This window comes from Bacillus paranthracis (assembly GCF_024296885.1).
GTDB lineage: Bacteria > Bacillota > Bacilli > Bacillales > Bacillaceae_G > Bacillus_A > Bacillus_A paranthracis.
Map to the genome: position 1 here is coordinate 3,075,158 of NZ_CP101135.1, position 23,228 is coordinate 3,098,385.

A 23,228-nucleotide genomic window follows, 5' to 3' on the forward strand; every position below is an offset into this window, starting at 1 on the left:
AGCCTCCCTCCTCTTTATTTATCTTCTAACAATAAAACTTTCATTTGTTCTAATGACTCTTTCGTAAAGCCAAGTGCTTTTTCAGCATACGCTTCAACTGAACCATATTGCTTTTTCACTTCATCAATCGCAGCTTGTAAATACTCAGCACGTGCTTCGAACATCGCACCTAATATCGCTCTACTCTCATCGTTTTGTAGTTTTGCACCTAAAAAGGCCATCATTTTCTCGTTTAACTTTTCACGGAAACCGTTACTTAGTAAATAATCTTCCATTACTGTTTTCTCTGGTACACCTAGTAAAAGTAATAATAATGCTGATCCAAATCCAGTACGGTCTTTCCCAGCTGTACAATGGTTTACTAACGGTAAGTTTTCCGGGTTTTGCGCTAAGTTTAAGAAGCTTACGAACGCCTCGTTACCACTTACGAAATCTTGATTCATTTTCACAAGGTATTCGCCTGGTTTGCCTAACATAGAAAGGTCACCAACTTGGAAAAACTCATTTATGTTCAAGTCTTTTGCTAAGTCTTGCATAACTGGTAAACACACTTGACGAGCTCCTGTAATCTCAGGGTTTGGTTTATGCTTCACTTCAAAGTCTGTACGGTAATCGCAAATTAACTTTAAACCAGACTTTTGTAAATACGCAATATCCCACTCTGTTAGTCCTGCTAATTCTTCAGAGCGGTATAATTTACCCCATTTTACTTTACGGCCTTCTGTCGTTTCATATCCTCCCATATCACGGAAGTTAAACGCGCCTTGTAATGGCAGTCTACGCTCAGCTACTGTCACTGCTTGTCCATTACTACCTACTAGTCTAAAATATGGACGCTCATTTTCGCTCGGGTTTTCAATTGTATATGATGATTCTCCATTTACCGTTGCAAGTAATTCTCCATTTTCTTCAATATGATCTGGCGAAGTACTCCAGTAAATGCGAACTTCCTCTATATTATTTTCCCACTTTATTTGTAACGTATTATCTTCATTTCTTTTTACAGTTGCTTGTAACCAATGTCTTTGCTGCCCCATTCTTTCACCAACGCTTTCTCTTATAATCGAACCTTACCCTATTGTATTATACAAATATCTACTTTGTCGTTCTCATTTTTCTTTTTATCTTACAAACAGGCAAAAAGTTCTTTTACTTGTTCAAAATTTGTACATGGATTTCCTCGAAATGAGTTCAAGAGAGTACATCATTCATCATCCTAAAACTTCCTCACATACCGCTCAGTAGAACTAAGCAGCTGACATCCGTTCTTTTCAAAAATATCCTTCATCCACTCATTTTGCACATTTGTCTCACCGATATAATAAGATGCTCCTATTTCTTTTAATACAAACATTGCTCCTGTAAAGAATGCTGCTTCGTATCCTTTATTTCGCATATTTGGAGCGACTGCGAAATACATAAGTTTTCCTTCTTCTAACGTCCCCTTTTCAATATGTGGGATTACAATTCCGATCGGCTCTTCATTAATACTCGCAGTTAAACAATGTTCTTTCCATTGCTCTCCAATTTCCTGTAGCATCATATTTACAAATTGATCATAAGTGACTTGTTCTTCTGTCATCTCGTTCCAAAGTGAATAAAAAGCATTTTCACCAACTTCTTCAATCAACTTAAAATCAATTTCACTTTCTACATCTTCTACTTTATATAGATCCTTAAACACAATGATGTTTTCAGTAACATATTCAAACGAATACGTTTCAAAACATTTTTTATACATATTATAATTGGGGCTTTTCGAAGAAATCTCAAAATGTAAGTTTTCTATTCCCTCTTCTTCAGCCTCAGCAACGCAATATTGCATCATTTCCTTTAATTGTTCTTCTGTAAAAATCTCTGCATTATTTTCTTTTATCATGATAGAAGAAGCATTTCTTCTTATTTTAAAATGTTTTTCTAACTGTTCTATGGTCGTCATATTCTTCCCTCATCTATGTCATACTTGAATTTCTACTTGTTCTCCTTGCATGAGCAGGATTGTCCTTGAATATATAGAATACTAGAAAACATCGCATCTTTAAAGTGCGGAGGAGGTTCTCCATTGGATATTACAGCGCTGCAACAACAGTTAGAGCTTATACAACAAAATGACTATACGCAACTGCGACATATAGATATAAATGAATTAACGCTCCATATGCTTCAGTATATCGGAACGACTGATAGTTACGTTCGTTACCAGCTTATATATAAATGTTTTGTACATTTTATTCATCATGAATTTCTTATGGATGATCAGCTGAAATTGCTTTTACATACTTGTTTAAGTGATGAGTATTTATATTGTGACATTTACACTCCGCATACAGATGGAGTTTTCACCCGTTCATACACTGTTTCGTTAATTGCGTTAATACTCCAATTCGCTAACTCGCACTACTTTTTTACTGAGGAGGATATCGAAGAAATAAAAAACAAACTCATTACATATACAAACTTAGAAACAGATTTTCGAGGCTATATTGAAAATAAAGGATGGGCTCATTGTCTTGCTCACGTATCTGATGCCTTTACGGAAATTGTTCATAATACGTATACAACTTTTGAATGGTACGAGGAGTTAATTCATTGCTTATTAAATAAAATCTTTATTCCATCTGACCTTTTTCATAATAACGAAGATGAACGAATTGTTACGCCATTACTAGCGATGTTGTATCATGACTTTCCGCAAGACGAGTTAATTTCTATTATTCATAAAAAAATAAAAAGGCTTCCTCAAATTAGAAAACGCCTTTCGTTAAATGAGTATTGTATTTTATGTGCCAACATTAAAACCTTTTTACGCACTTTATTTTTCAGAACGAAAGATGATCATAACTTAGCCTTTACAGCACGGAAAACAGAAAGAATGTTAAAAGAACTTCCTAATTATTACTAGATATAAGGAGAACAACTATGGGTTATATTGAAGATATGAGAAATTTAGTAGGAAATCAGCCACTGATTTTAATAGGATCACACGCCATTATAGTAAATGAAAAAGGTGAAGTATTGCTGCAGCTCCGCACCGACTTTAACCGCTGGGGTATTATTGGCGGCGCCTTGGAATATAACGAAACGTTAGAAGACGCTTTAAAGCGAGAAGTATATGAAGAAACTGGACTTATTATTAAAAATCCAGAACTATTCCGTACATACTCAGGACCAGATTTCTTTCAAATCTATCCAAATGGCGATCAAGTACACGGTGTACTCGTTGTTTATATTTGCCGAGAATTTCACGGTGAGCTTGTATGTGATCAAACAGAATCAAAAGAATTACGTTTCTTTCCGCTTGATGAATTACCTAGTACTCTTCATCCAGTTATTGAGGGGATTCTTCGCCATTTTCATCACTCCAATTAAAGATAAAAATAAAACAGCCTCATCTCCCGTCATGATAATGCGAAATGAGGTTGTTCATGTTAGATCGTTATCTCAATCTGATTTCCTTCAGGATCACTTACTACACTTTCGTAGTAACCATCCCCTGTAGTTCGTGGGCCGTTTAACACAGCGTATCCTGCTTCTCTTAATGTATTCGTTAATTCGTTCACTTTTTCTTTACTACCTACAGAAAAAGCAATATGCGCATATCCTATTGTTTCTGTTTGTAATGCATCCTCTATCCCTACCCGCTTCATAAGTTCTAGACGCGCACCACCTTCAAAAGTTATGAAATAAGATTCAAACTGCTTTTTCGGATTGTGATATAAGCTATTTTCTTCACCATTAAAGTACTTTTTATAAAAATCACGCATTCCTTCTAAATCATTCACCCAAATTGCTACATGTTCAATTTTCATAATTGGCACCTTTTCTTTTATGTTATTCAACTGAAAATTGGATGCTTCATTGCCAGCACATTTAATTTTCTTTATTCGTTCTCGTAATCATAAGATCAAGTCCTAGACTTTTTAATCCATATAAATAATCTTCTTTCCAATTGCTCACTGTTATTTTCGGAATATGTTCTGCCGGAATGTACTGCGGACAACTTTTTACAATTTGCTCTATTACAAATTGATTCACTTCATCATCACAGAAGATAAAGGCATGCGGGTTAATAATAGCTATACATGTAGCGATTAAACGAGTAATAGCATCTATATTATATTCCTCTGGATTATTCGAATCTTCACTTCTCAAAGCTTGCAAGAAATTTTTTTTATTATACTGCGGGACGAAAGATATCTCTCCTGAGAAAAATGTGCTTCCGCGTACGACATCTCCATTTACCATAATACCTGCACCTGGACCATTTTGACCGGAATACAAATATACAAGAGAGGAATTATCATAGTTTCCAGTGTTTTTATAATAACCAAGAACAGCAGCATTCATATCGTTTTCTATTACTACTGGTATAGAAAACTGTTCCTCCAAATGACTTTTCAAATTAAAATTTTGGAACTTTTCATATCCAGGAATATAAAAAATACGACCATTATCAACCGAACCAGGCACACCAATTGATATAGAGCTTATTTTCGGAAATGTAGCGATAAGACCTTCAATATGTTTAGATAATACATTTACGCCCGTATCAATTAACATACTTGAAGTACTCCCCTGTTCTTTTACTTCCCCTAAACAGTTAAAAATTGTATAGTTTGTTTCATTTTTTTCTAAAAATATCGCTAAACCTAACATATATTCTGGATTATATTCATATCGTTTCGCTCTTCTTCCACCACTTGAATCATCTAAACCAGCTAAAGTGACTTCACCGTCTTGTTTCATTTTTTCTATAAATTTACTTATCGTCGGAAAACTAATTTCTAATGTATTACTAAGCTCAACTTTCGTTGCACTACCTCGCTCTAAAAGAACTTTACGAATGCCGCGAAGGATTGTCTCTTTAATCGATTTTTGAGTAACAAATTGTTCACTCAAATCGCTCACCACCTTAATCAACATACTTATTAAACCTTTTTAATAAGTTGCGTTGACAATATATCATACATCATTTTCTAAAGCAATAAAGAAGATATATTTCTACTCGCAGTATTCCGAATGCTTCCCCTAGTATACTTAAAAATTGTGTATAACCGATGAGAGAAACTTACAGCAAACGAGAAAACCAGCAAAACAAATAAGAAAAAGAGCGTTTCAAGAAGTAAGTAATGTCTTCGTACGATTTTCCGCACTATTGTTCTTTATATGAAACATCTTTCACATTTTCTATACGATACAACATCTGTTTATTCATGCACTCATAAAAAACGATTTCTATAAGTCTATCGTTTTAATAACTTTAGCTGGGTTACCACCAACTACTACATTATTGGGTACATCTTTTGTCACAACTGCCCCTGAAGCAATTACAGCGTTATCTCCAATTGAAATACCAGGGTTAATAATAGCTCCCCCGCCTACCCAAACATTGTTACCAATCTTTACAGGCTTTCCATATTCTTTACCAGAATTCCGCTCTACCGGGTGTAAAGGATGAGTAGCAGTATAAATGTGAACACCAGGTGCAAACATACAATTATCCCCAATTCGCACTTCACAAACGTCTAAAATCACACAATTGAAATTGGAGAAAAAATTCTTTCCAATATGGATATTGTAACCATAATCACAACGAAAAGTAGGTTTAATATGTGATGCCCCGTCAGCTGAAGAACCTAAAAGCTGATTTAATAATGTAAAACGCCTCTCATCTCCTGTCTCCATTGCCTCGTTATAAAGACGTGTTAAACGTTTTGCCTCCACCCTATCAGCTACTAATTCTTCGTCATCCGCAATATACATTTCTCCCGCTAACATCTTTTCTTTTTCTGTTTTCATACAATCATCTCCTTTGTAATCAAATGAACCCTACTTATTAAACATCTTTATTAAGTGACTTTCATTATACTTATTAAACATGTTTAATAAGTAACCCTATAGTAGCATACTTTTTAATATATGCAACTAATAAGTTTCAAAAGAATATGCGAACTCCTTGCTTTACTCATCGATATGACGAATAAGTTATAGAGAAAAAAGAGGAAACGCTCAGCGCCCCCTCTCAAATCCAATCCGTTTTTTAATTTCCGCTAAATTTACCTTCGCAATAGCCCGTGCCTTCTCAGCACCTTTTTCTAATGCTTCATATAATAAATTTGGCTCATTCATATACATCGCATATTTCTCACGAGGCCCAGCCAATTCACGGTCTACAACGCGAAACAACTCTTTTTTCACATCGCCCCATCCAATGCCAGTTTCATATTTTTCACGCATCGACTGCATTTCATCCTCTGTCGCAAATTCTTTATAAATTGTATATAACGTTTCTAGTTCTTTCGGTTCATTTGGAAGTGAAGAATCCGTTTTGATTTTAAATATTAATTTCCTTAGTTTTTCTTGCTCCGCAAATAACGGAATCACATTCCCGTAACTTTTACTCATCTTTCTTCCATCAAGCCCTGGTAATATTGCTCCTTCTTCTTGTATGACATACTCCGGAAGCGTAAATGTCATGCCGAATGTATGATTAAAATACGTCGCGATATCACGCGCAATTTCAATATGCTGAATTTGGTCTTTTCCGACTGGCACATGCGTAGCCTGGAATAGTAATATGTCAGCTGCCATTAAGATTGGATACGTATATAATCCCATATTCACTCCTGCATCGACCTCTAAACCCGCTTCTTTATTTTGCTCCACCTTCGCTTTATACGCATGAGCACGGTTCATAAGCCCTTTCGGAGTTAGGCAAGCTAATATCCAAGCTAATTCTAGAATCTCCGGCACTTCTGTTTGCCTGTAAAAAATAACATCTTCTCCAAGTCCAAGTGATAACCAAGTAGCTGCTACCTCTTTCGTATAACTACTGAACTTCTCCGGATCATGCACAGCATTTAACGCATGATAATCAGCTATAAAGTACAATGCTTTTCCTTCATTCTTCTTTGACATTTGCAACGCAGGTTTTATAGCGCCAATATAATTTCCTAAATGCGGATAACCTGTCGGCTTAATCCCAGTTAACATTATTTTCTCACTCATCCTAACTCCTCCTTTCTCAAAATAAAAAGAGCCCCTCATCCTTAAAAAAGGACGAGAGACTCCCGCGGTACCACCTTAATTAGCTATTGTTAGCTCACTTCAACTTCTTAACGTGAAGCAACCGTCTTTACCTACTCATTTCAGTTAGAAGCTCCAGAGCCCATTCCATATTTATCCCTTACTGATTTCCACCACATATCAGCTCTCTGAAAAGTTTCGAATATGTACTCTTCTCTTTCATCGCTTTTCGTTATTTTTTACAGTTTATCACATTTCACTTCTAAACAAACCAAAATTTTCTATTTTATTTAGCAGGAATTTCCACTTCAATTGTCTAATATTATATAGGTTTGCAGAAATACTCGAAACAACTTTGGAGGTTTTTTCATGGTAAAATATATATCCATTGAAAAATTAAATTTATTAGAAATCGGTAGTTTGCATTTTGAAAAACCAGATTTAGAGAAGTTTCCTTGTCTACAATACGCATATGAATGTGGCAAAATTGGTGGTACTACTCCTGCTGTATTAAACGCAGCAAATGAAATTGCGAATGCACTATTCTTAAAAAATGAAATTGCCTTTTTCGATATTGAAAAAACAATTTACAAAACAGTTGAAGCCCATCATAACGTAAAAAATCCTTCACTAGATGCTATATTAGAAGCGGATCAATGGGCACGCCAATATGCACATCAATTGTTAATAAAAAAGAGCTAAAACAGATAATACTGTTTTAGCTTTTTTTCCTACGTATTCAACTTAACAAATCGATAACCATGCGTTACTAACACCTTTAATATCGCATACCCTGGAATTGCTAAAATAATCCCCATAATTCCAAATAAATTTCCGGCAGTTAAAATAATAAAAATGATAGTAATCGGGTGAATATCTAGCTTTTTCCCCATGACTTGCGGAGAAATAAATTTACCTTCTGCTAATTGTACAACCATCATTACAATAATTACCTTTAAAACCATCCCCGGCGAATCAATAAACGCAATAATTAACGCTGGTGTAATTGCGATAATTGGTCCTACGTACGGAACGATATTTACAATCATCGCTAAAATAGCGAGTAGTACTGCATATTTAATACCGATAATAAGGTAACCAATTAATAGCATAATACCGATAAATAAGCTAACGATAATTTGTCCTCTAATATACGAGCTAATCGCATAATGCATATCGTCTAGTATTCTCATCGCTGCTGGTCGTCTTTGTTCTGAAATAAACTTTAAAAAGTGATTTGGTAATTGCTCACCATCTTTTAAAAGATAGAACAATATAAACGGAACCATTACAAACGTTAAAACGACCTCTGTAATAGTACTTAAAAATCCAGTTACATTTCCTGTTACTGATGATAAAGATTTCGTAAAATCAACTGTATAGTCTTTTACCATACTCGCTACATCAATATTTAAATTCTCCTGAATTTTTCCTAGTAAATTACTTTCCCCAAATCTACGTGCTGCTCGTTCAATTTCATGACCGAAATACGGTAAGTTATCTATTAATGCATCAATTTGATCTTTAATAATTGGAATAACCGTTAAAACTAAAAACACAAATAATCCAATTACTATTAAGTATATCGAGGCTATTGATACGATTCTTGAAACACCTTTCTTTTCTAAAAGCGAAACGAATGGATGCAAAATGTAAAATAGTACGCCCGCTAATAATACTGGGAAGAAAATTGTTTTTAAAAAGACGATAAACGGTGTAAAAACAAATGATATTTTTGTTAGTAATAAAATATTAATGAACAATAGTGCAAACCCAAGTAACACTGCTAAATAATTGTGTTCTCTAAAAAATTTTTTCAACTTATCTCGTTTTCTTAAACTTACTTTCTCCAATAAAACCACCTCTTCGAATGATGAAAAGCCCTTATATAGGGCTTTTTATCATAATATAACTCTTTATTTCCTTGCAGCTTTCACTACAAATGATACAATAAGAACGAGAACAATTGATCCTAATAAAGCTGGTACAATATGAATACCACCTAGTGATGGACCCCAATCTCCAAATAATTTACCGCCTAACCAAGCTCCTAATAAACCAGCAATTATTTTTCCAAACATGCCAGCAGGAAAGTCTTTACCTGTAATAGAACCTGCAATTGCACCTATAATAGCACCAACTATTAATGTGATAATCCACCCCATCTTTAGTCCTCCATTTCTATTATAGTGTAATTCAATTTAGCTACTAACTTATTGTGTAACTATGTAATTATTATATCCAAAAAAGAAAAATCTTGTCAAATCTATGAAAATACAGCCAACAAGGAGGTTTCTATTCTATGATTCAAAAATTAATAACAACTTCTCACAAAACTGCAACTTCTATTTTAAGCATTCAAATACCCGCTTATGAAATTGAGGCGAAATATATAAATAGTACAGCTATCCCTCGACTTTATGATACTGTAGCCGATATTCAATCTTGTGATGAAATTTTTTACGGCTATTTTTTTGAAGATACACTTGCTGGTTTTATTTCTTTTAAAATAGATGAAGAAGAAGTGGATATTCATCGTTTAGTAGTATCCCCTGATCATTTTCATAAAGGGATTGCAACAAAACTACTACTTTATGTATTTGACATGTTCTCCCCTTCCAAAACATATATTGTACAAACAGGGAAAGAAAATACACCTGCTTTGTCTTTATATAAAAAACATGGCTTTATTGAAGTAAAGGAGATCATATTACCCGATGGAGTGGTTTTAACTTCGCTTGAAAAATCAGAAAACAACAAATAGTTTGACTCATTAATTTATTTATGTTATCTTTTACTTTATAAAACCTTTTGCTGAGTCCAAAATTTGGAGCGGGGGAACCATTTTTGTAGCTTTGCTACTTGGGGCGAATCTTATTTAAGTAGGGAAACTCTCACTTCCCGAGTCCGACAGCTAACCTCGTAAGCGTAATGGGAGAGGAAGGTGCTTTTTGCCTATGTTACACATTTTGCCTCCTTAATAATAAATATGGGATCGATACCAAATAAGTCACCTATATTTATAGAAAAGGAGAAATGTACTATGTTACGTTTATCTGATCACGCAATCAAAATGATGGAGCAAAGACTTCGAATAGAAAAACAACGCACATATCAAGCAAATAAAGTTGTAGATAACTTACATCACAAATACTTCTTTCAACATATTTTTCAGCCGAAAAGATAAAGAAATAGTTCATTTAACATCAAAAACACAAGGTGTGTCTAAAAAGACATTCCTTGTGTTTTTTATTTTTCTTATAAAATTCTCACTACATTTAAACTTGCTGTAATTGCACCTGCTATGGTCGTTACATGCCCTACCCCTAACGGACCATTTTGTAATATTAATGTTGAATTGGCACTCGTTACATTCACAAGAAGCGTATTTGAAATGGCTGGTTCAATTACTACAGTTGATGTCGTTACGTTTTGTATAAAACTCCCTGCTACTTGTGTTCCGTTTAATAGTAATCTCACAGACACCGTTTCATTCCCACCAGTTGCATCCCCTTGAAAATAATAACTTACTAAATATATTCCTGGCGTGGATACAGTAACCGTTGTAGGGCTAGTTAAAGATACTCCTGTTCCATACACTGTAGATCCACTATTAATTGAAATATTGGCATTTGCGGCAATTGCACTCGTTGAGGTAGAAAAGAAATAGCCTCCACCTGTTGATATAGCAGATGATCCTGTTGCTCCAGTTAAGCCGGTTGGACCCGTTGCCCCGGTTGGGCCTGTTACTCCCGTTCTCCCTGTTGCTCCGGTGATTCCTTGTATCCCTTGGATTCCTGTCGGTCCTGTTGCTCCTATCACTCCAGTCGCTCCGGTTGCTCCGGTTGCTCCTGTCACACCCTGTGGACCTTGGATTCCTTGTGGACCGGTTGGCCCCGTCGCTCCCGTCGGGCCGGTTGCACCAGTTGGACCTGTTATCCCTTGTGGTCCTTGGATTCCTTGTGGACCTTGTGAGCCCGTTGCTCCTGTCTCTCCAGTTGCCCCCGTCTGCCCAGTTACTCCTTGTGGTCCTTGAATTCCTTGTGGACCTTGAGGACCCGTTACCCCTGTTGGACCTGTTGCTCCAGCCTGCCCCGTCGGTCCCGTCGAACCGGTTATCCCTTGAATTCCTTGCGGTCCAGTTGGGCCGGTTGGACCAATAGGCCCTTGGATTCCTTGGATTCCTTGAATGCCCTGTGGACCAGTTGGGCCTTGTGGACCTTGTATGCCTTGAATTCCTTGTAGTCCTGTTGCCCCTGTTGGACCAGTTGGACCCTCTGGACCTTGCACTCCTTGGATTCCAGTCGAACCAGTTGGACCTATATTTCCTTGAGGTCCCTGTATGCCTTGAATTCCTTGTGGACCGGTTGGGCCTGTTATGCCGCTCAGCCCTTGTACTCCTTGGATTCCTTGGGGTCCAGTTGGTCCCTGTATGCCTTGAATCCCTTGTAACCCCTGTAAACCAGTTGGACCCGTTGCTCCCCTTACGCCTTGCTCACCTTGTATGCCTTGAATTCCTTGTGGGCCTGCCTGCCCGATTGGCCCCTGTGCCCCTTGCACACCTTGCGGGCCGGTTGGGCCGGTTACTCCAACCGGTCCCTGTATCCCTTGTAAACCTTGTAGACCGGTTGGACCTGTTACTCCCATTACACCTTGAGGTCCTTGAATACCTTGATCACCCGTTGGACCAGTTGCCCCCATTGGTCCCTGCACTCCTTGCAACCCAGTTAAACCTGTTGCTCCAGTTGGTCCCTGTACTCCTTGCACTCCTTGAATTCCAGTCGCTCCCGTTGCTCCGGTCGCCCCGGTTGCACCAGTTGCTCCCGTCGGACCGGTTGGACCTCCTGGTGATCCTGCTGGGCCTGTTGGACCGGTCGGACCTCCTGGCGGGCCGGTTGGGCCGGTTGCCCCCGTTGGACCTGTTGCAGATCCTGTTGGACCTGTTACTCCTGTTGGACCAGTCGAGCCTGTTGGACCTGGATCCCCTTGCAAACCTGTTGGGCCAATTGGACCTATTACACCTTGCACTCCTTGAATTCCTTGAGATCCTGTTGGACCAGTTAGCCCCATCTCACCTTGTGGACCTTGTAAACCTTGGACGCCAGTTGCCCCTGTTGGTCCCATTGGCCCTTGTTCTCCTTGAATTCCTTGAGATCCTGTTGGACCAGTCGGGCCAATCGGTCCCTGAATACCTTGTATACCTGTTACACCTTGTAAACCACTATTCCCTAAATCCCCTTGAACACCTTGTATACCCGTATTTCCTGTTGGACCGGTTGGACCGATTTCTCCCTGCACTCCTTGTATACCTTGTATTCCTGTTGGGCCTGTTGGACCGATTTCTCCTTGCACTCCTTGTACGCCCTGTATTCCTGTTGGACCGGTTGGACCGATTGGGCCAGGAATTCCTTGTATTCCTTGAATACCTGTTGGACCCGTTGGACCTCTTTCTCCTTGTATTCCTTGAACACCTTGTATTCCCTGTGGGCCTCGTTCTCCCATAGGTCCTTGATTACCTTGAGAACCTTGTGGTCCAGTTAAACCAGTTGGGCCAGTTGGACCATTTTCTCCCTGCACCCCTTGCACTCCTTGTATTCCTGTCGGACCCGTTGGACCAATTGGCCCTTGTACGCCTTGTATTCCTTGTGGTCCTGTTGGTCCACCTAAAGAACCTGTCGGACCCGTTGGACCTGTTGGTCCCGTAATACCTGACGCCGGAAAAGGAATAGGTGCTTGAAACTTACTACACTTATCTTGATCCTTCACAAGCATCTCCCCCGTTATAACTAACGTATCAAACTATTTTTAATACATTTAAACTAGCTGTTATCACACCAGATAATGTCGTTACATGGTCGATAGCTAATGGACCATTTTGTAAAGACAAAGTTGCATTTGAAGCAGTAACTTCAATAACCATCGTATTCGAAACTGCTGGTTCTAATATAAAAGTACCTCCTGTAACATAAAAAATAAAACTCCCTGCGACTTGTGTTCCATTTAAAGTAAGCCTCACTGAAATCGTTTCATTTCCAGCAGTTGGATCGCCTTGAAAATAATAGCTTACTAAATAGATTCCCGGCGTACTTAACGTTACAGTTGTTGCATTTGTTAAACTGACACCAGAACCAAAAACTGTAGATCCGGAATTAATTGGTATTAACGCATTCGCTGCAATTGTACTCGTTGAAGTAGAAAAGAAATAACCGCCCCCGCTTGGTAAGCCAGTCGCTCCAGTCGCTCCCGCTATTCCCAAGAAACCTATTGAACCTGCACTACCAGTGGCTCCGGTAGGTCCCACAGCTCCAATAGGTCCTTGACTCCCTTGCGCTCCGGCCGGTCCTACACTACCGCTAACCCCTGTCGTTCCCCTTGCTCCAGTTGGTCCTTGTGGGCCTTGTATACCTTGAGAACCTTGTATCCCGGTTACTCCCGTTGCTCCAGTTGGTCCGGTCATTCCTGTACTTCCTTGTATCCCCATAATCCCTTGAACGCCTTGTATTCCTTGTGCTCCTGTCGCCCCTACTTCTCCTGTCGCTCCTGTTTCTCCAGTTACGCCCGTAGCCCCAATATTTCCTTGTGCACCTTGAGGACCTTGATTACCTTGCGCACCTTGCACTCCTTGAGGACCTGTTATCCCGTTTTCTCCTAGATTCCCTTGGGGACCTCTAATTCCTTGCGCACCTGTCGGACCTGTTATTCCTTGTATACCTTGCATACCTTGAGAGCCTTGCGCTCCTGTTGGGCCTACTATACCTTGTATTCCTTGAGGTCCTTGGGAACCAATAGCTCCAGTCGGCCCTATTATTCCTTGCACCCCTTGAGGACCTTGTGCACCTTGCGGACCTGTCAATCCCGTTATCCCTTGTATCCCTTGAACTCCTTGGATTCCTTGTACTCCAGCTGCCCCTGTTTCTCCTCGGATTCCTTGTGCACCTTGTATGCCTTGTGCTCCAGCTGGCCCGGTTGCGCCTTGTATGCCTTGTGCACCTTGAGCTCCTGCAGCTCCTGCCACTCCTGTTGGACCTTGTATACCTTGTAACCCTTGCATTCCTTGTGCTCCTGTTGGACCTGTTACTCCTTGTATACCTTGCACTCCTTTAGGACCTTCTGCACCCGTTGGACCGATTTCTCCCTGCGGACCTTGTATTCCTTGTGGACCTTCTACACCAGTTGCCCCTGTTATTCCTTGGTTACCTTGAGAACCTTGTGCACCTTGTACTCCAACTGCTCCAACTACACCTTGAGCTCCTTGTGCGCCTCTTACACCTTGAGGACCAGTTGGACCAGTTATTCCTTGTAACCCTTGTGATCCTATCGCACCAGTTCCCCCTGTTATCCCCCGTGCACCAGTTTCGCCCGTTGGACCTGTTGGCCCCCCAGGTGGACCGGGTGGACCAGATGGACCAGTCACTCCACTAGATGGACCAATGGGACCTGTTGCTCCTGTCGGTCCCCCAGGAGGACCTTCTACACCTTGTGTACCAGTTGAACCGGTTGCTCCAGTTATCCCTCGTACTCCTTTTGCTCCTTGAAAACCTGTAGATCCACTTACTCCTTGTATTCCCTGAACACCTTGTGGACCTTGAGGGCCTGTTACACCGGTTATCCCCTTTATTCCACTTATACCTTGAGGGCCTTGCGGACCAGTAGAACCGGTTGGGCCTACTACACCTTGTATCCCTTGATCACCTTGGTGTCCTTGCTCTCCAGTAATTCCTTGTATTCCTTGTGGACCTTCTTCTCCTTGTATACCTGTAGTTCCCTCCTCCCCTTGTATTCCTTGTGCTCCTTGAGAACCTTGGGGACCTGTTACACCTGTAATACCAGCTTCACCTATCACACCTTGCATTCCTTGTGCTCCCGTTTGTCCTCGCTCACCTATCTCTCCTTGTATTCCTTGTGGACCTTGTATACCTTGACTACCAGTAGGGCCTGTAATTCCTTGTATTCCTTCTGGGCCTTGTACTCCAATATCACCAATTAGACCTTGGTTTCCGATTAATCCTTGAGCACCTTGGAGACCAGTTGGGCCGGTTATACCTTGCTCTCCTGTATCACCAATAGCTCCTTGTATTCCTTGTGCTCCTGTTGTCCCTCGGGGACCTTGTATTCCCCTGATACCTTGAGGACCTTGAGGTCCAGTTGCTCCCGTCGGGCCAGTCACCCCTGTAGGACCAACAGGACCTTCATGCCCTCCAGTTGGACCAATCGGGCCACTATTACCAGTTGGGCCAGTTGCTCCTATAAGTGGAAGAGGCAGTGCCACTCCAAATTTTTTGCACTTTCTATGATGACGCACAACAATCCCCCTTCCCCCCAAAAAATTACACCTTTTATATGAAATGCATTTTTATAAGAAAAGTACACCTTTGACCTCATTTTTTTAAAAATAAAGAAGCCTATTATTTCATTTACTTGAAATGATAGGCTTCTTTTTATAAAACACATTACTTTCTCGCTTTCACAATAAAAGTAGTTGGCACCATTCTAGCTTTATGTAAAGAATAATATTTCGTAGACGGCTCAGCTAGTTCTTCATCAAACGAGCTCGATGGTTCAGGCTCTTCTATTCTCTCAATTGTAAATCCGGCTCTATGTAACTCATTTATGTACGTACTTATTTTTCTCTTATATAATGTCGCTTGTACATCTTCCCCTTTAAATGTTTCAAACGTAATAGGAGTTTCTTCATGATAAGACGAGCTGAAAGCAATCTCCTCTGTTCCATACATTAAGTTTGAATATACGGGATGCTCCCAGCTAAAAACAAAGCTTCCTCCTGGCTTTACATACGAATAAATCAATTCCAACGTTTTTCTTAAATCTAAAGTCCAACCTAATGCATAAATGGAATATACAATATCAAAATACCCTTTCGGAATATCCACTTCCTCTTCCATTGCTCCACATATTAACTTTGGATTCCACGACTGTAACGTTTTATATGCCGTTTCAATTTGTGTGCTCGAAAGATCAAGTCCCCACAATTCTTCTGCACCACGTTCCGCCATATATTGCAACGAATGCCCACTTCCACATCCAATATCAAGAACCTTTTTATCTTTAATTGAATCGAACAAATGAATCTCATCTTCAGACGCTGTATACGGACCATATTTCGGTAAACAATCCACTTGAAAGAAATAAGGTGCAACTGTATCCCAACACTTTTTATTTAATGCTAACATTTGTGTACCTTTCATATGCTACATTCCCCCATCCATTTTCTTCCCCTAATTTAAATTACACATTATAACCCGATCTTCCTTTTCTTTTTGCTCGATAATTTTTCACTTTCGCAATCGTACCGCACGCTCTCCCTCCTTCTTCTCCAGCGTACATACCGCACCATCTTTTACTTCCATTTCGTGAATTGTCATAGAATACCCAGCGGCAATCTGGACATGCTTTTAACCTCCCCCATAAATTTTCTTGAACTGCTATTAAAACAATGCTTAATACTTTTGTATATACAGTTTCTTCGTGTATTGGTTCATACGTAATACCTTTCATATCTTCCATTACATGTACATGAAATGGATATTTCTCTAACCACTTTTGCAATGATCCTTCACCTTCAATTGCCGCCCGAATATCTTCTCGAAAACTTTTTAATTCCTCTATCGTATGAAATGGAAGCTCTTCATCAAAATATTCTTTCATAAAGAGCTTTATATCTTCTTTTGTTTGCAGCAAATCAATTGCTTCTCTCGTATCGTTTGGTATTCTCCATGTATTTAAAAATCCCCGAATATATTCTAGTTTATTTGGTGCGTTTTGATTCAATTCGATCCACCTTCTTCTTAAAATTTACTTTTTTCTGACTTTATGTATAATTATAATATAAAATAGTTAACCACTAAAAAAATTTACTGGTTACAATATTAGGAGGAGTTCTATGAAAAGTTTCTCAACACCGATACGTTTCATGCTTATTTCTTCATTTTTTATGTCTTTTGGTTATTTTGCAGTATACGCATTTTTAGCTATTTATCTATTAACCTTTCTCCATTTTTCAGCTTTTCAAGTAGGAACAGTGTTGACGGTTATGATAATTACATCACGAGTTATCCCTTTATTCTCAGGATTAATTGCTGACAAAATAGGCTATATCATTATGATGGTAGCCGGTTTATTTTTGAGAGGAATCGGATTTATCGCTTTAGGAATATGCTCTGATTTCTATACAATTTCTATTTCTTCTGCACTTATTGGCTTCGGAACAGCATTTTACGAACCTGCCGCTCGCGCTATATTTGGCTCACAGCCAGCTCATTTGAGAAAAAATTTATTTACACATTTAAACCTTAGCTTTAATTGCGGTGCAATAATCGGACCAATTGCAGGAGGGTTCTTACTCTTACTCGATCCAATCTATGCTTTCTCTCTAACAGGATTTCTTATGCTGTTATTTGCTTTTATCTTTTACTTACTTAAAAATCACTTCCAAGTCACTACTGAAAACACGTCTATTACATTAGGAATACAGGCCATCTTACAAAACAAGTCTTTCCTTCTGTTTTCCTTTATCATGATTTTCTTCTATATTATGTTTACTCAGCTTACTGTCGCACTTCCACTTCATATGAAAAACATTAGTAATAGCAATCAACTTGCTACACTCGTTATTACGATAAATGCAATAACAGGCGTCATATTTATGGTATTATTCCGAAAATTATTCCACAAATACAACACACTTTCGATTATTAAATACGGTGTTTTATTAATGAGTATTTCCTTTTTACTCATTCCTTTATTTCAACACCCATATTGGCTCTTTATTTGTGTAATTTTATTTACAATCGGTGAAACACTCGTATTACCTAACGCTGATATCGCTATTGCAAATTACAGTAATGAATCATATACGGCCACTTTCTTTGGATTTTATCAACTATCACTCGCATTTGGTTTTATCATCGGTAATTATACCGGTACATCTTTTACATCCAACTTAAGCGGAGTGTATACACCATGGCTTATTTTTGGTGGAATAGGACTTATTGGTTTTATTTCATTACATATTTTAAATACGAAAAAGGATTTCCTAAAGAAGATATATGCCTACTGTAAAAATACTAATTTACAGCAATAAGTAAACTTTCAATCTCCCTTAAATTGGATATACAGCCTGCGTCATTTTACATATTATGGTACAATCAAAAAGAATGCTCACTAAACGTTTACATAAAACACTAGCAATCTAACAATGCCAAAATCAGAAATCACATAGAATCGGGGGAATGTTATGAAAAGGAAATTACTTGTTCTTCTATTCACCGGAATCATACTATCAGGATGTTCAACTATAGCAGAAAATTCTTTAGAAACCGGAAGCGGCAGTATGGAATTATTAACACCAACGATTACAACAAAAGATAATGAGTTAGAAATTAAGACCGAGGGCATTGATGAAAATAAAGTAACTTTTATTTATGTTGCTAATAAAAAAGTGTTAGAACAAAAGCTAAAGAATGGTGAATCCTACAAACTTAACATTAAAGATATCGAACACGCTCATCGGACAGACTACAAACCAAAAGTTCAACTTTTGCAAACGAAAGATAATAATGATGATGGAGAAATAGTCACCTTCAAACAAGTTAGATATACAGTTAAAAACTAATTTTAAAGTTGTTTCATTATAAATGTAATGAACGAAAATATACTTTTAACAGTAGATACATGTAAGGGGGGCTAACATGAAAAAACGATGGATTTCTTGGTGGATTGGTAACCTATTTTGGATTATCGTTTTTGGAATATGGGCAGCTATTATTTGGCTACGAGATGTGGATGGTGCTGGTGTTATTCAAACACCTGAAATTAAATCCATATCACTTATCGTTATATTAATCGCGTTTATCATACCTGTATTTTTTCAAGTTATATGGCTAATCATTAATTTGAGGATGAGTAAAAAAAACAATTATACGATTTAGTTTTTCAATTAACAATAAAAAAGAGAGGAATCTATTTCAATGTAGATTCCTCTCTTTTACATATGGGAACTTTTAAAACGGCACTACTCCCTTTTCTTTACGATGCATGATGATCTTTCTTTTTCATTAACGCTCTCTTCTTCATCGCCTTCGTTAAATATCCGCCTTTAAATGAACGAATTTCATAAGAAGACATAAACGCTTTCGGTGCAATTTCATTAATGATTTCTAATAGTTCTTTTTCTCTAGAACGTTTTGCAACGATATCTAAGCGATAACGTATCGAATTAATACCTTCACCTTCAAATACTGTAACGCCAAATCCAGAGTGACGTAACTCATCTACTAATTCATTACAACGGTCTAGTAAACTAACTTGATACGTAATATAACCAATTGCTAATTTATTCTCTATATAACCGCCTAATAACAGTCCCGCACTAAAGCCAATGACATAGGCAACGATGTTCATCCAATTTGATAAATCTTGAAACACAATACCTAAACTGACAATGTAAATAGCTCCTTCTAACAATCCAACAGCAGCAGCGGATCTTGTTTGATTCTTTACAAGCAAAATCGTACGGATTGTTAAAATGGGAACGTAAATAATTTGAAGCACAAAAATAAGTAGCGCTTGTAACATTGGTATCCACCTCTTTCAAAAAGTCTTTTGTCATGATAACATACATAACCTTTAGAAATCGATGGGTTTTTAAATTTTTTTTTATTATTTTTCATACTATTGAAAAACGCAAAAAAGAAGCGTATTATATTTGTCGTTAATTTGGTTACTTGTATCATATCAATAAAATAAAAAGGAACCCCAATTAGGTCCCTCTCATCATAGCTCAATGTTTTTCGAAGCATGTTCCCTTTTCTTCTCTTCTTCTTTCACTACCTGCATATTTGCATAAGCTAAATTCGCAATCATTAAAAAGTGACCACCTAAAATGCCTGTACCAAATGCCCACATTTCCATTTCATGCTCAATTTCATACATGATAATAGCTCCTAAAATGGCCGCTGCAAATCGGTTTAGAACTCCTAATCCCGGAGCCTTTTCCTTCATTACAATACTTTTCCCAAGTTTCTCCACTCTGCGAGCTAATAACCAAAGGCAATATGCACTTACAGCTAATCCGATCCCAAACCCTGTTACTTGTTTTCCAAACGGAGTAATCGTCCACATAAGTAGTAAACCACTAAAGATCACATACAATTGTAATCGATATACACGTAAGGCTACTTGAATCAAAATATCCGCTCCTAATTTCTCATTTTTTATACTTTAGAAGAAAAGCAGCAACTTACACAGTTGCTGCTTTTTCTTCTTCTTGTTCCTCTTCCATCTTACGAATTTCAACACGTTTAATTTGGTAAGCGTCTTTTTCTAACACTTTAAATTCATAGCCTTCCGCCTCAACGTGTTGTCCTTCTTCGATTTCATGATTTTGCATCATAATCCATCCACCGATTGTATCCACATCATCTTCTTCAATGTGTAATCCAAATAAATCTTTCACTTCTGAGATAAGCACTTTTCCATCAACAATGATATGTTGCTCGTTCACATGTTGAATTGGTGGTGCTTCATCTTCATCATATTCATCACGAATTTCACCGACGATTTCCTCCAAGATGTCCTCAAGCGTTACAATTCCAGCTGTTCCTCCGTACTCATCATATAAAACAGCCATCGGAATTCGCTTCTTCTGCATTTGAAGTAATAAATCGTGAATTGGAGTCGTTTCCATCACTTCAATAATCGGACGCATATACGAGCGAATGGATGATAAATCTTTTTGATCCTCGGTCATATATCGAATAAAGAAATCTTTTACGTTGACCATACCGATAATATCATCTTTATCTTCTCCAAAAATCGGATAACGTGTGTATCGCTCATTTTGGATTACTTTCATGTGTTCTTCTACTGAATCTTCCAGGTAGAAACCAACGATTTCTGTTCGCGGTACCATAATCTCTTTTGCAATACGATTATCAAATTCAAAAATGTTATTTACATACTTGTATTCAGCTTGATTAATCTCGCCACTTTCATAGCTATCTGAAAGGATAAGGCGTAATTCTTCTTCAGTATGAGCTACTTCATGTTCTGAAGCTGGTTTTAAACCGAATAATCCAGTTACAACACGAGCTGAACCGTTCAATACCCAAATAAATGGATACATTACTTTATAGAACATCATTAATGGACCTGCCAATAATAACGTTACCTTTTCAGCCTTTTGAATTGCCATCGTTTTCGGAGCTAATTCTCCTACTACAACGTGTAAATACGTCATAATCATAAAAGCAAGACCAAATGTTAATACTGATGAAATAGAAGGGTTTAAGTTCCATTTCTCAAATAACGGGTGTAATAACTTTTCAATTGTCGGTTCACCTAACCAACCTAATCCCATAGCTGTAACTGTAATACCTAATTGACAAGCAGATAAATATTCATCTAAATTTGTTGTTACCTTTTTCGCTGCTAAAGCACCGCGTTTTCCTTCTGCAACAAGCTGATCAATACGACTTGAACGTACTTTTACAATCGCAAACTCAGCTGCTACGAAAAATCCAGTAAATGCGATTAAAATCGCAACCATGACTAAATTAAATATTTCCAATGAATCCCCTTAGTTAAAAAACTAAGGTGTCCACCTCCTGTATACTATAATGTTTTCTTATTTCTTTCTTAGAAAACATAGCCCGATACAAAAATTAAAGAGGTCGGATTTCACTTGTTCTATAATAATAGAGCAAGTGTCTGTATTAAAGCTGTCGTTTGACCAGATAAAGATTTCGATATTTTTTCACGTTGTGAATCAGTCAATCCATCTAAAAGCGGCTTTAATTCCGTTAGCTCTACTTCTAATCGATGAATATGGTCTGTCACTTCATTCACTTGTTTCGAAACGTGTTCATTGATACCGAGCAGCTTCTTCTTCTCCTCGATTTTCTCTTTAATCTCACAAAGCGGCATATGCATTTCTTTGCACTTCTCAATAAATTGTAATGTCTCAAATGCTGTTTCGTCGTAATAGCGATAATTAGATTGAGATCGCTCCGCTTTTAAGATACCTAGATTCGTATAATAATCAATCGTTCGTTTCGACACGTGAGCCATGAGAGCCAACTGTCCGATTCGATACACCTTCCCAACGATCTTCCCCCCCTTGTTTATATTACTAACATCATACAATACATAAACTGTACAGTCAAACGTGACGGTTTATTATTCATAATTTATACACAATTCCACTTACCATTTTATCATTTTGTAAATTAACAATACATTACTTAATTCTTATAATCGAATTATTTTTCCCATACTACATTACTATGAAAATATCATCATAGAATCGCATATTCCTTTCAACCTTTTTTAATACAAAACATATGATAATAATATTTAATTAAAATTATTATTCATGCTATTGGAGGAGATTAAAATTACTAAAACTATTATCTCTCACTTTTATAACGAGGAGTATTTATTACCATGGTGGCTTATGCATCATACAAAAATATTTGATCACGGTATATTAATTAATAGAGGTTCTACAGATCGTTCCGTTGAAATTTGTAAATTATTTGCTCCCCACTGGGAAGTACGAGATTCAAGATTCCTTGAATTCGATCCCACTAATACTGATATTGAGGTAATGGAAATTGAAAGAGAAGTTTCAGGTTGGAAGATGGTATTAAATACTACAGAATTTCTTTGCTGTAACAATGTAGAAGAATTTTTCTCATCACTTCATACGTTAGGCCAAAATATGTATGCAATTAGAATGATTGTCATGATTGATAAGCATGATTACAATTATTCAAAACTAAGATATTCCATTCCTTTAGTAGAACAACGATATCACGGGCTCTTTCCTTATAACCCAGCAATCGGCTGTGCCTGGAGATTTATACACAACCATCTTGATGGTGCATATTTACCAGGCAGACATTTTACTCGGCACCAACCTATCGTTTATAACTTCCCTTCATTCATTTTTAAATTTTATTTTAGCCCTTGGAACGAACATACAAAGGCAAGAAAATTACAAATTACACCCACCCTCTCAAAAAAGGGCGTTCGATTAGGACTTCAAAAACAATATGGGCGGTCTTCTGAAGAACTCGAAGCTCGATTTTTAACATTAACTAATGCAACACAGGATCTACGCAATCACCCTGAATATCAACAATTATTCCCTAAATTTAAACCTTAATATTTCTCACACCATC

Annotated in this window: 24 protein-coding genes, 1 pseudogene, 1 riboswitch and 1 other annotated feature; of the genes and pseudogenes, 9 read left to right on the forward strand and 16 right to left on the reverse strand. The window is 37.8% G+C overall.

Going from position 1 to position 23,228, the window contains the following annotated elements:
* Nucleotides 1-14: 14 nt before the first annotated feature.
* Together NLJ82_RS15755 and NLJ82_RS15760 are read right to left on the reverse strand one after the other, a co-directional pair.
* Nucleotides 15-1,037 carry a tyrosine-protein phosphatase gene (locus NLJ82_RS15755; protein WP_000531487.1) on the reverse strand — a complete coding sequence of 341 codons (1,023 nt, stop codon included), beginning with the start codon at nt 1,035-1,037 and terminating at the stop codon, nt 15-17.
* Between the two features lie 179 nt (nt 1,038-1,216).
* Nucleotides 1,217-1,939, reverse strand: coding sequence for a GNAT family N-acetyltransferase (locus NLJ82_RS15760; protein ID WP_000207375.1), 723 nt, complete (start codon nt 1,937-1,939; stop codon nt 1,217-1,219).
* A gap of 123 nt (nt 1,940-2,062) precedes the next feature.
* Between NLJ82_RS15760 and NLJ82_RS15765 the strand changes: the two genes are divergently transcribed.
* Nucleotides 2,063-2,902 (forward strand): DUF2785 domain-containing protein, encoded by an 840-nt coding sequence (locus NLJ82_RS15765; RefSeq protein WP_000355457.1) that lies wholly within the window; start codon nt 2,063-2,065, stop codon nt 2,900-2,902.
* A gap of 17 nt (nt 2,903-2,919) precedes the next feature.
* Nucleotides 2,920-3,369 carry an NUDIX hydrolase gene (locus tag NLJ82_RS15770; RefSeq protein WP_000540485.1) on the forward strand — a complete coding sequence of 150 codons (450 nt, stop codon included), beginning with the start codon at nt 2,920-2,922 and terminating at the stop codon, nt 3,367-3,369.
* 59 nt (nt 3,370-3,428) lie between these two features.
* Here the strand turns inward: NLJ82_RS15770 and NLJ82_RS15775 are convergent, their stop codons facing one another.
* From NLJ82_RS15775 to NLJ82_RS15790, 4 genes are all read right to left on the reverse strand, one after another.
* The gene (locus NLJ82_RS15775) at nt 3,429-3,809 is read right to left on the reverse strand and encodes a VOC family protein (RefSeq protein ID WP_000687552.1); all 381 of its coding nucleotides are present in this window, start codon (nt 3,807-3,809) and stop codon (nt 3,429-3,431) included.
* A 61-nt stretch (nt 3,810-3,870) separates the two neighbouring features.
* Entirely contained in the window at nt 3,871-4,899 is a 1,029-nt protein-coding gene (locus NLJ82_RS15780) for an ROK family transcriptional regulator (RefSeq protein WP_000003024.1), read from the reverse strand.
* 336 nt (nt 4,900-5,235) lie between these two features.
* Nucleotides 5,236-5,799, reverse strand: coding sequence for a maltose acetyltransferase domain-containing protein (locus NLJ82_RS15785; RefSeq protein WP_000845609.1), 564 nt, complete (start codon nt 5,797-5,799; stop codon nt 5,236-5,238).
* A 210-nt stretch (nt 5,800-6,009) separates the two neighbouring features.
* A complete protein-coding gene (locus NLJ82_RS15790; protein WP_140418910.1) occupies nt 6,010-7,047 on the reverse strand; it encodes a tryptophan--tRNA ligase in 1,038 nt (345 codons plus the stop codon).
* 5 nt (nt 7,048-7,052) lie between these two features.
* Nucleotides 7,053-7,258, reverse strand: a binding site (T-box leader).
* 152 nt (nt 7,259-7,410) lie between these two features.
* Between NLJ82_RS15790 and NLJ82_RS15795 the strand changes: the two are divergent.
* Nucleotides 7,411-7,728: pseudogene (locus tag NLJ82_RS15795) on the forward strand (1-deoxy-D-xylulose-5-phosphate reductoisomerase); the annotation flags it as partial.
* Between the two features lie 29 nt (nt 7,729-7,757).
* On the opposite strand, the gene NLJ82_RS15800 reads toward NLJ82_RS15795, so the two are convergent.
* Together NLJ82_RS15800 and NLJ82_RS15805 are read right to left on the reverse strand one after the other, a co-directional pair.
* Entirely contained in the window at nt 7,758-8,879 is a 1,122-nt protein-coding gene (locus tag NLJ82_RS15800) for an AI-2E family transporter (RefSeq protein WP_000416969.1), read from the reverse strand.
* Nucleotides 8,880-8,942: 63 nt separating this feature from the next.
* Entirely contained in the window at nt 8,943-9,191 is a 249-nt protein-coding gene (locus NLJ82_RS15805) for a GlsB/YeaQ/YmgE family stress response membrane protein (RefSeq protein WP_000539715.1), read from the reverse strand.
* Nucleotides 9,192-9,328: 137 nt separating this feature from the next.
* Here NLJ82_RS15805 and NLJ82_RS15810 point away from each other — a divergent pair, with 137 nt between their 5' ends.
* Together NLJ82_RS15810 and NLJ82_RS15815 are read left to right on the forward strand one after the other, a co-directional pair.
* Complete coding sequence (locus NLJ82_RS15810) at nt 9,329-9,790, forward strand: GNAT family N-acetyltransferase (protein WP_000615109.1); 462 nt, start codon at nt 9,329-9,331, stop codon at nt 9,788-9,790.
* 38 nt (nt 9,791-9,828) lie between these two features.
* Nucleotides 9,829-9,971: riboswitch (cyclic di-AMP (ydaO/yuaA leader) on the forward strand.
* Nucleotides 9,972-10,069: 98 nt separating this feature from the next.
* On the forward strand, nt 10,070-10,213 hold the full coding sequence (locus tag NLJ82_RS15815) for a hypothetical protein (RefSeq protein ID WP_000945243.1): 144 nt from the start codon (nt 10,070-10,072) through the stop codon (nt 10,211-10,213).
* 71 nt (nt 10,214-10,284) lie between these two features.
* Here the strand turns inward: NLJ82_RS15815 and NLJ82_RS15820 are convergent, their stop codons facing one another.
* The 4 genes from NLJ82_RS15820 to NLJ82_RS15835 all read right to left on the reverse strand — a co-directional run bounded on the left by NLJ82_RS15820 (nt 10,285) and on the right by NLJ82_RS15835 (nt 16,815).
* Nucleotides 10,285-12,798 (reverse strand): BC_3345 family exosporium-associated protein, encoded by a 2,514-nt coding sequence (locus NLJ82_RS15820; RefSeq protein WP_012644496.1) that lies wholly within the window; start codon nt 12,796-12,798, stop codon nt 10,285-10,287.
* Nucleotides 12,799-12,820: 22 nt separating this feature from the next.
* Nucleotides 12,821-15,328 (reverse strand): collagen-like protein, encoded by a 2,508-nt coding sequence (locus NLJ82_RS15825; RefSeq protein ID WP_001215800.1) that lies wholly within the window; start codon nt 15,326-15,328, stop codon nt 12,821-12,823.
* Between the two features lie 148 nt (nt 15,329-15,476).
* A complete protein-coding gene (locus NLJ82_RS15830; RefSeq protein ID WP_000679181.1) occupies nt 15,477-16,232 on the reverse strand; it encodes a class I SAM-dependent methyltransferase in 756 nt (251 codons plus the stop codon).
* Nucleotides 16,233-16,272: 40 nt separating this feature from the next.
* Nucleotides 16,273-16,815, reverse strand: coding sequence for a CGNR zinc finger domain-containing protein (locus NLJ82_RS15835; RefSeq protein ID WP_001072954.1), 543 nt, complete (start codon nt 16,813-16,815; stop codon nt 16,273-16,275).
* A 112-nt stretch (nt 16,816-16,927) separates the two neighbouring features.
* On the opposite strand from NLJ82_RS15835, the gene NLJ82_RS15840 reads away from it, so the two are divergent.
* The 3 genes from NLJ82_RS15840 to NLJ82_RS15850 all read left to right on the forward strand — a co-directional run bounded on the left by NLJ82_RS15840 (nt 16,928) and on the right by NLJ82_RS15850 (nt 18,974).
* Complete coding sequence (locus tag NLJ82_RS15840; protein WP_000834852.1) at nt 16,928-18,127, forward strand: MDR family MFS transporter; 1,200 nt, start codon at nt 16,928-16,930, stop codon at nt 18,125-18,127.
* Nucleotides 18,128-18,280: 153 nt separating this feature from the next.
* Nucleotides 18,281-18,658: a hypothetical protein gene (locus NLJ82_RS15845; protein WP_000823784.1), complete on the forward strand. Its 378-nt coding sequence runs from the start codon at nt 18,281-18,283 to the stop codon at nt 18,656-18,658.
* Nucleotides 18,659-18,734: 76 nt separating this feature from the next.
* Nucleotides 18,735-18,974 carry a DUF3923 family protein gene (locus NLJ82_RS15850; protein WP_000747691.1) on the forward strand — a complete coding sequence of 80 codons (240 nt, stop codon included), beginning with the start codon at nt 18,735-18,737 and terminating at the stop codon, nt 18,972-18,974.
* Nucleotides 18,975-19,071: 97 nt separating this feature from the next.
* On the opposite strand, the gene NLJ82_RS15855 is transcribed toward NLJ82_RS15850, so the two are convergent.
* The 4 genes from NLJ82_RS15855 to NLJ82_RS15870 all read right to left on the reverse strand — a co-directional run bounded on the left by NLJ82_RS15855 (nt 19,072) and on the right by NLJ82_RS15870 (nt 22,140).
* Nucleotides 19,072-19,620: a DUF2179 domain-containing protein gene (locus tag NLJ82_RS15855; protein WP_000938434.1), complete on the reverse strand. Its 549-nt coding sequence runs from the start codon at nt 19,618-19,620 to the stop codon at nt 19,072-19,074.
* Nucleotides 19,621-19,818: 198 nt separating this feature from the next.
* Nucleotides 19,819-20,232 carry an ATP synthase subunit I gene (locus tag NLJ82_RS15860; protein WP_000616837.1) on the reverse strand — a complete coding sequence of 138 codons (414 nt, stop codon included), beginning with the start codon at nt 20,230-20,232 and terminating at the stop codon, nt 19,819-19,821.
* Between the two features lie 52 nt (nt 20,233-20,284).
* Nucleotides 20,285-21,613: a hemolysin family protein gene (locus tag NLJ82_RS15865; protein WP_000402267.1), complete on the reverse strand. Its 1,329-nt coding sequence runs from the start codon at nt 21,611-21,613 to the stop codon at nt 20,285-20,287.
* Between the two features lie 119 nt (nt 21,614-21,732).
* On the reverse strand, nt 21,733-22,140 hold the full coding sequence (locus tag NLJ82_RS15870; RefSeq protein WP_000285640.1) for a MerR family transcriptional regulator: 408 nt from the start codon (nt 22,138-22,140) through the stop codon (nt 21,733-21,735).
* A gap of 277 nt (nt 22,141-22,417) precedes the next feature.
* Between NLJ82_RS15870 and NLJ82_RS15875 the strand changes: the two genes are divergently transcribed.
* Nucleotides 22,418-23,212, forward strand: coding sequence for a glycosyltransferase family 2 protein (locus NLJ82_RS15875; protein WP_002028078.1), 795 nt, complete (start codon nt 22,418-22,420; stop codon nt 23,210-23,212).
* The last annotated feature ends 16 nt before the right edge of the window (nt 23,213-23,228 follow it).

Coding starts and splice junctions, on each gene's coding strand:
- NLJ82_RS15790 (WP_140418910.1), bottom strand. CDS start 7,047: ATGAGGGGCTCTTTTTATTTTGAGAAAGGAGGAGTTAGGATGAGTGAG.
- NLJ82_RS15830 (WP_000679181.1), bottom strand. CDS start 16,232: ATGAAAGGTACACAAATGTTAGCATTAAATAAAAAGTGTTGGGATACA.
- NLJ82_RS15875 (WP_002028078.1), top strand. CDS start 22,418: ATGCTATTGGAGGAGATTAAAATTACTAAAACTATTATCTCTCACTTT.
- NLJ82_RS15770 (WP_000540485.1), top strand. CDS start 2,920: ATGGGTTATATTGAAGATATGAGAAATTTAGTAGGAAATCAGCCACTG.
- NLJ82_RS15760 (WP_000207375.1), bottom strand. CDS start 1,939: ATGACGACCATAGAACAGTTAGAAAAACATTTTAAAATAAGAAGAAAT.
- NLJ82_RS15805 (WP_000539715.1), bottom strand. CDS start 9,191: ATGGGGTGGATTATCACATTAATAGTTGGTGCTATTATAGGTGCAATT.
- NLJ82_RS15855 (WP_000938434.1), bottom strand. CDS start 19,620: ATGTTACAAGCGCTACTTATTTTTGTGCTTCAAATTATTTACGTTCCC.
- NLJ82_RS15840 (WP_000834852.1), top strand. CDS start 16,928: ATGAAAAGTTTCTCAACACCGATACGTTTCATGCTTATTTCTTCATTT.
- NLJ82_RS15785 (WP_000845609.1), bottom strand. CDS start 5,799: ATGAAAACAGAAAAAGAAAAGATGTTAGCGGGAGAAATGTATATTGCG.
- NLJ82_RS15850 (WP_000747691.1), top strand. CDS start 18,735: ATGAAAAAACGATGGATTTCTTGGTGGATTGGTAACCTATTTTGGATT.
- NLJ82_RS15815 (WP_000945243.1), top strand. CDS start 10,070: ATGTTACGTTTATCTGATCACGCAATCAAAATGATGGAGCAAAGACTT.
- NLJ82_RS15820 (WP_012644496.1), bottom strand. CDS start 12,798: ATGCTTGTGAAGGATCAAGATAAGTGTAGTAAGTTTCAAGCACCTATT.
- NLJ82_RS15775 (WP_000687552.1), bottom strand. CDS start 3,809: ATGAAAATTGAACATGTAGCAATTTGGGTGAATGATTTAGAAGGAATG.
- NLJ82_RS15755 (WP_000531487.1), bottom strand. CDS start 1,037: ATGGGGCAGCAAAGACATTGGTTACAAGCAACTGTAAAAAGAAATGAA.
- NLJ82_RS15810 (WP_000615109.1), top strand. CDS start 9,329: ATGATTCAAAAATTAATAACAACTTCTCACAAAACTGCAACTTCTATT.
- NLJ82_RS15845 (WP_000823784.1), top strand. CDS start 18,281: ATGAAAAGGAAATTACTTGTTCTTCTATTCACCGGAATCATACTATCA.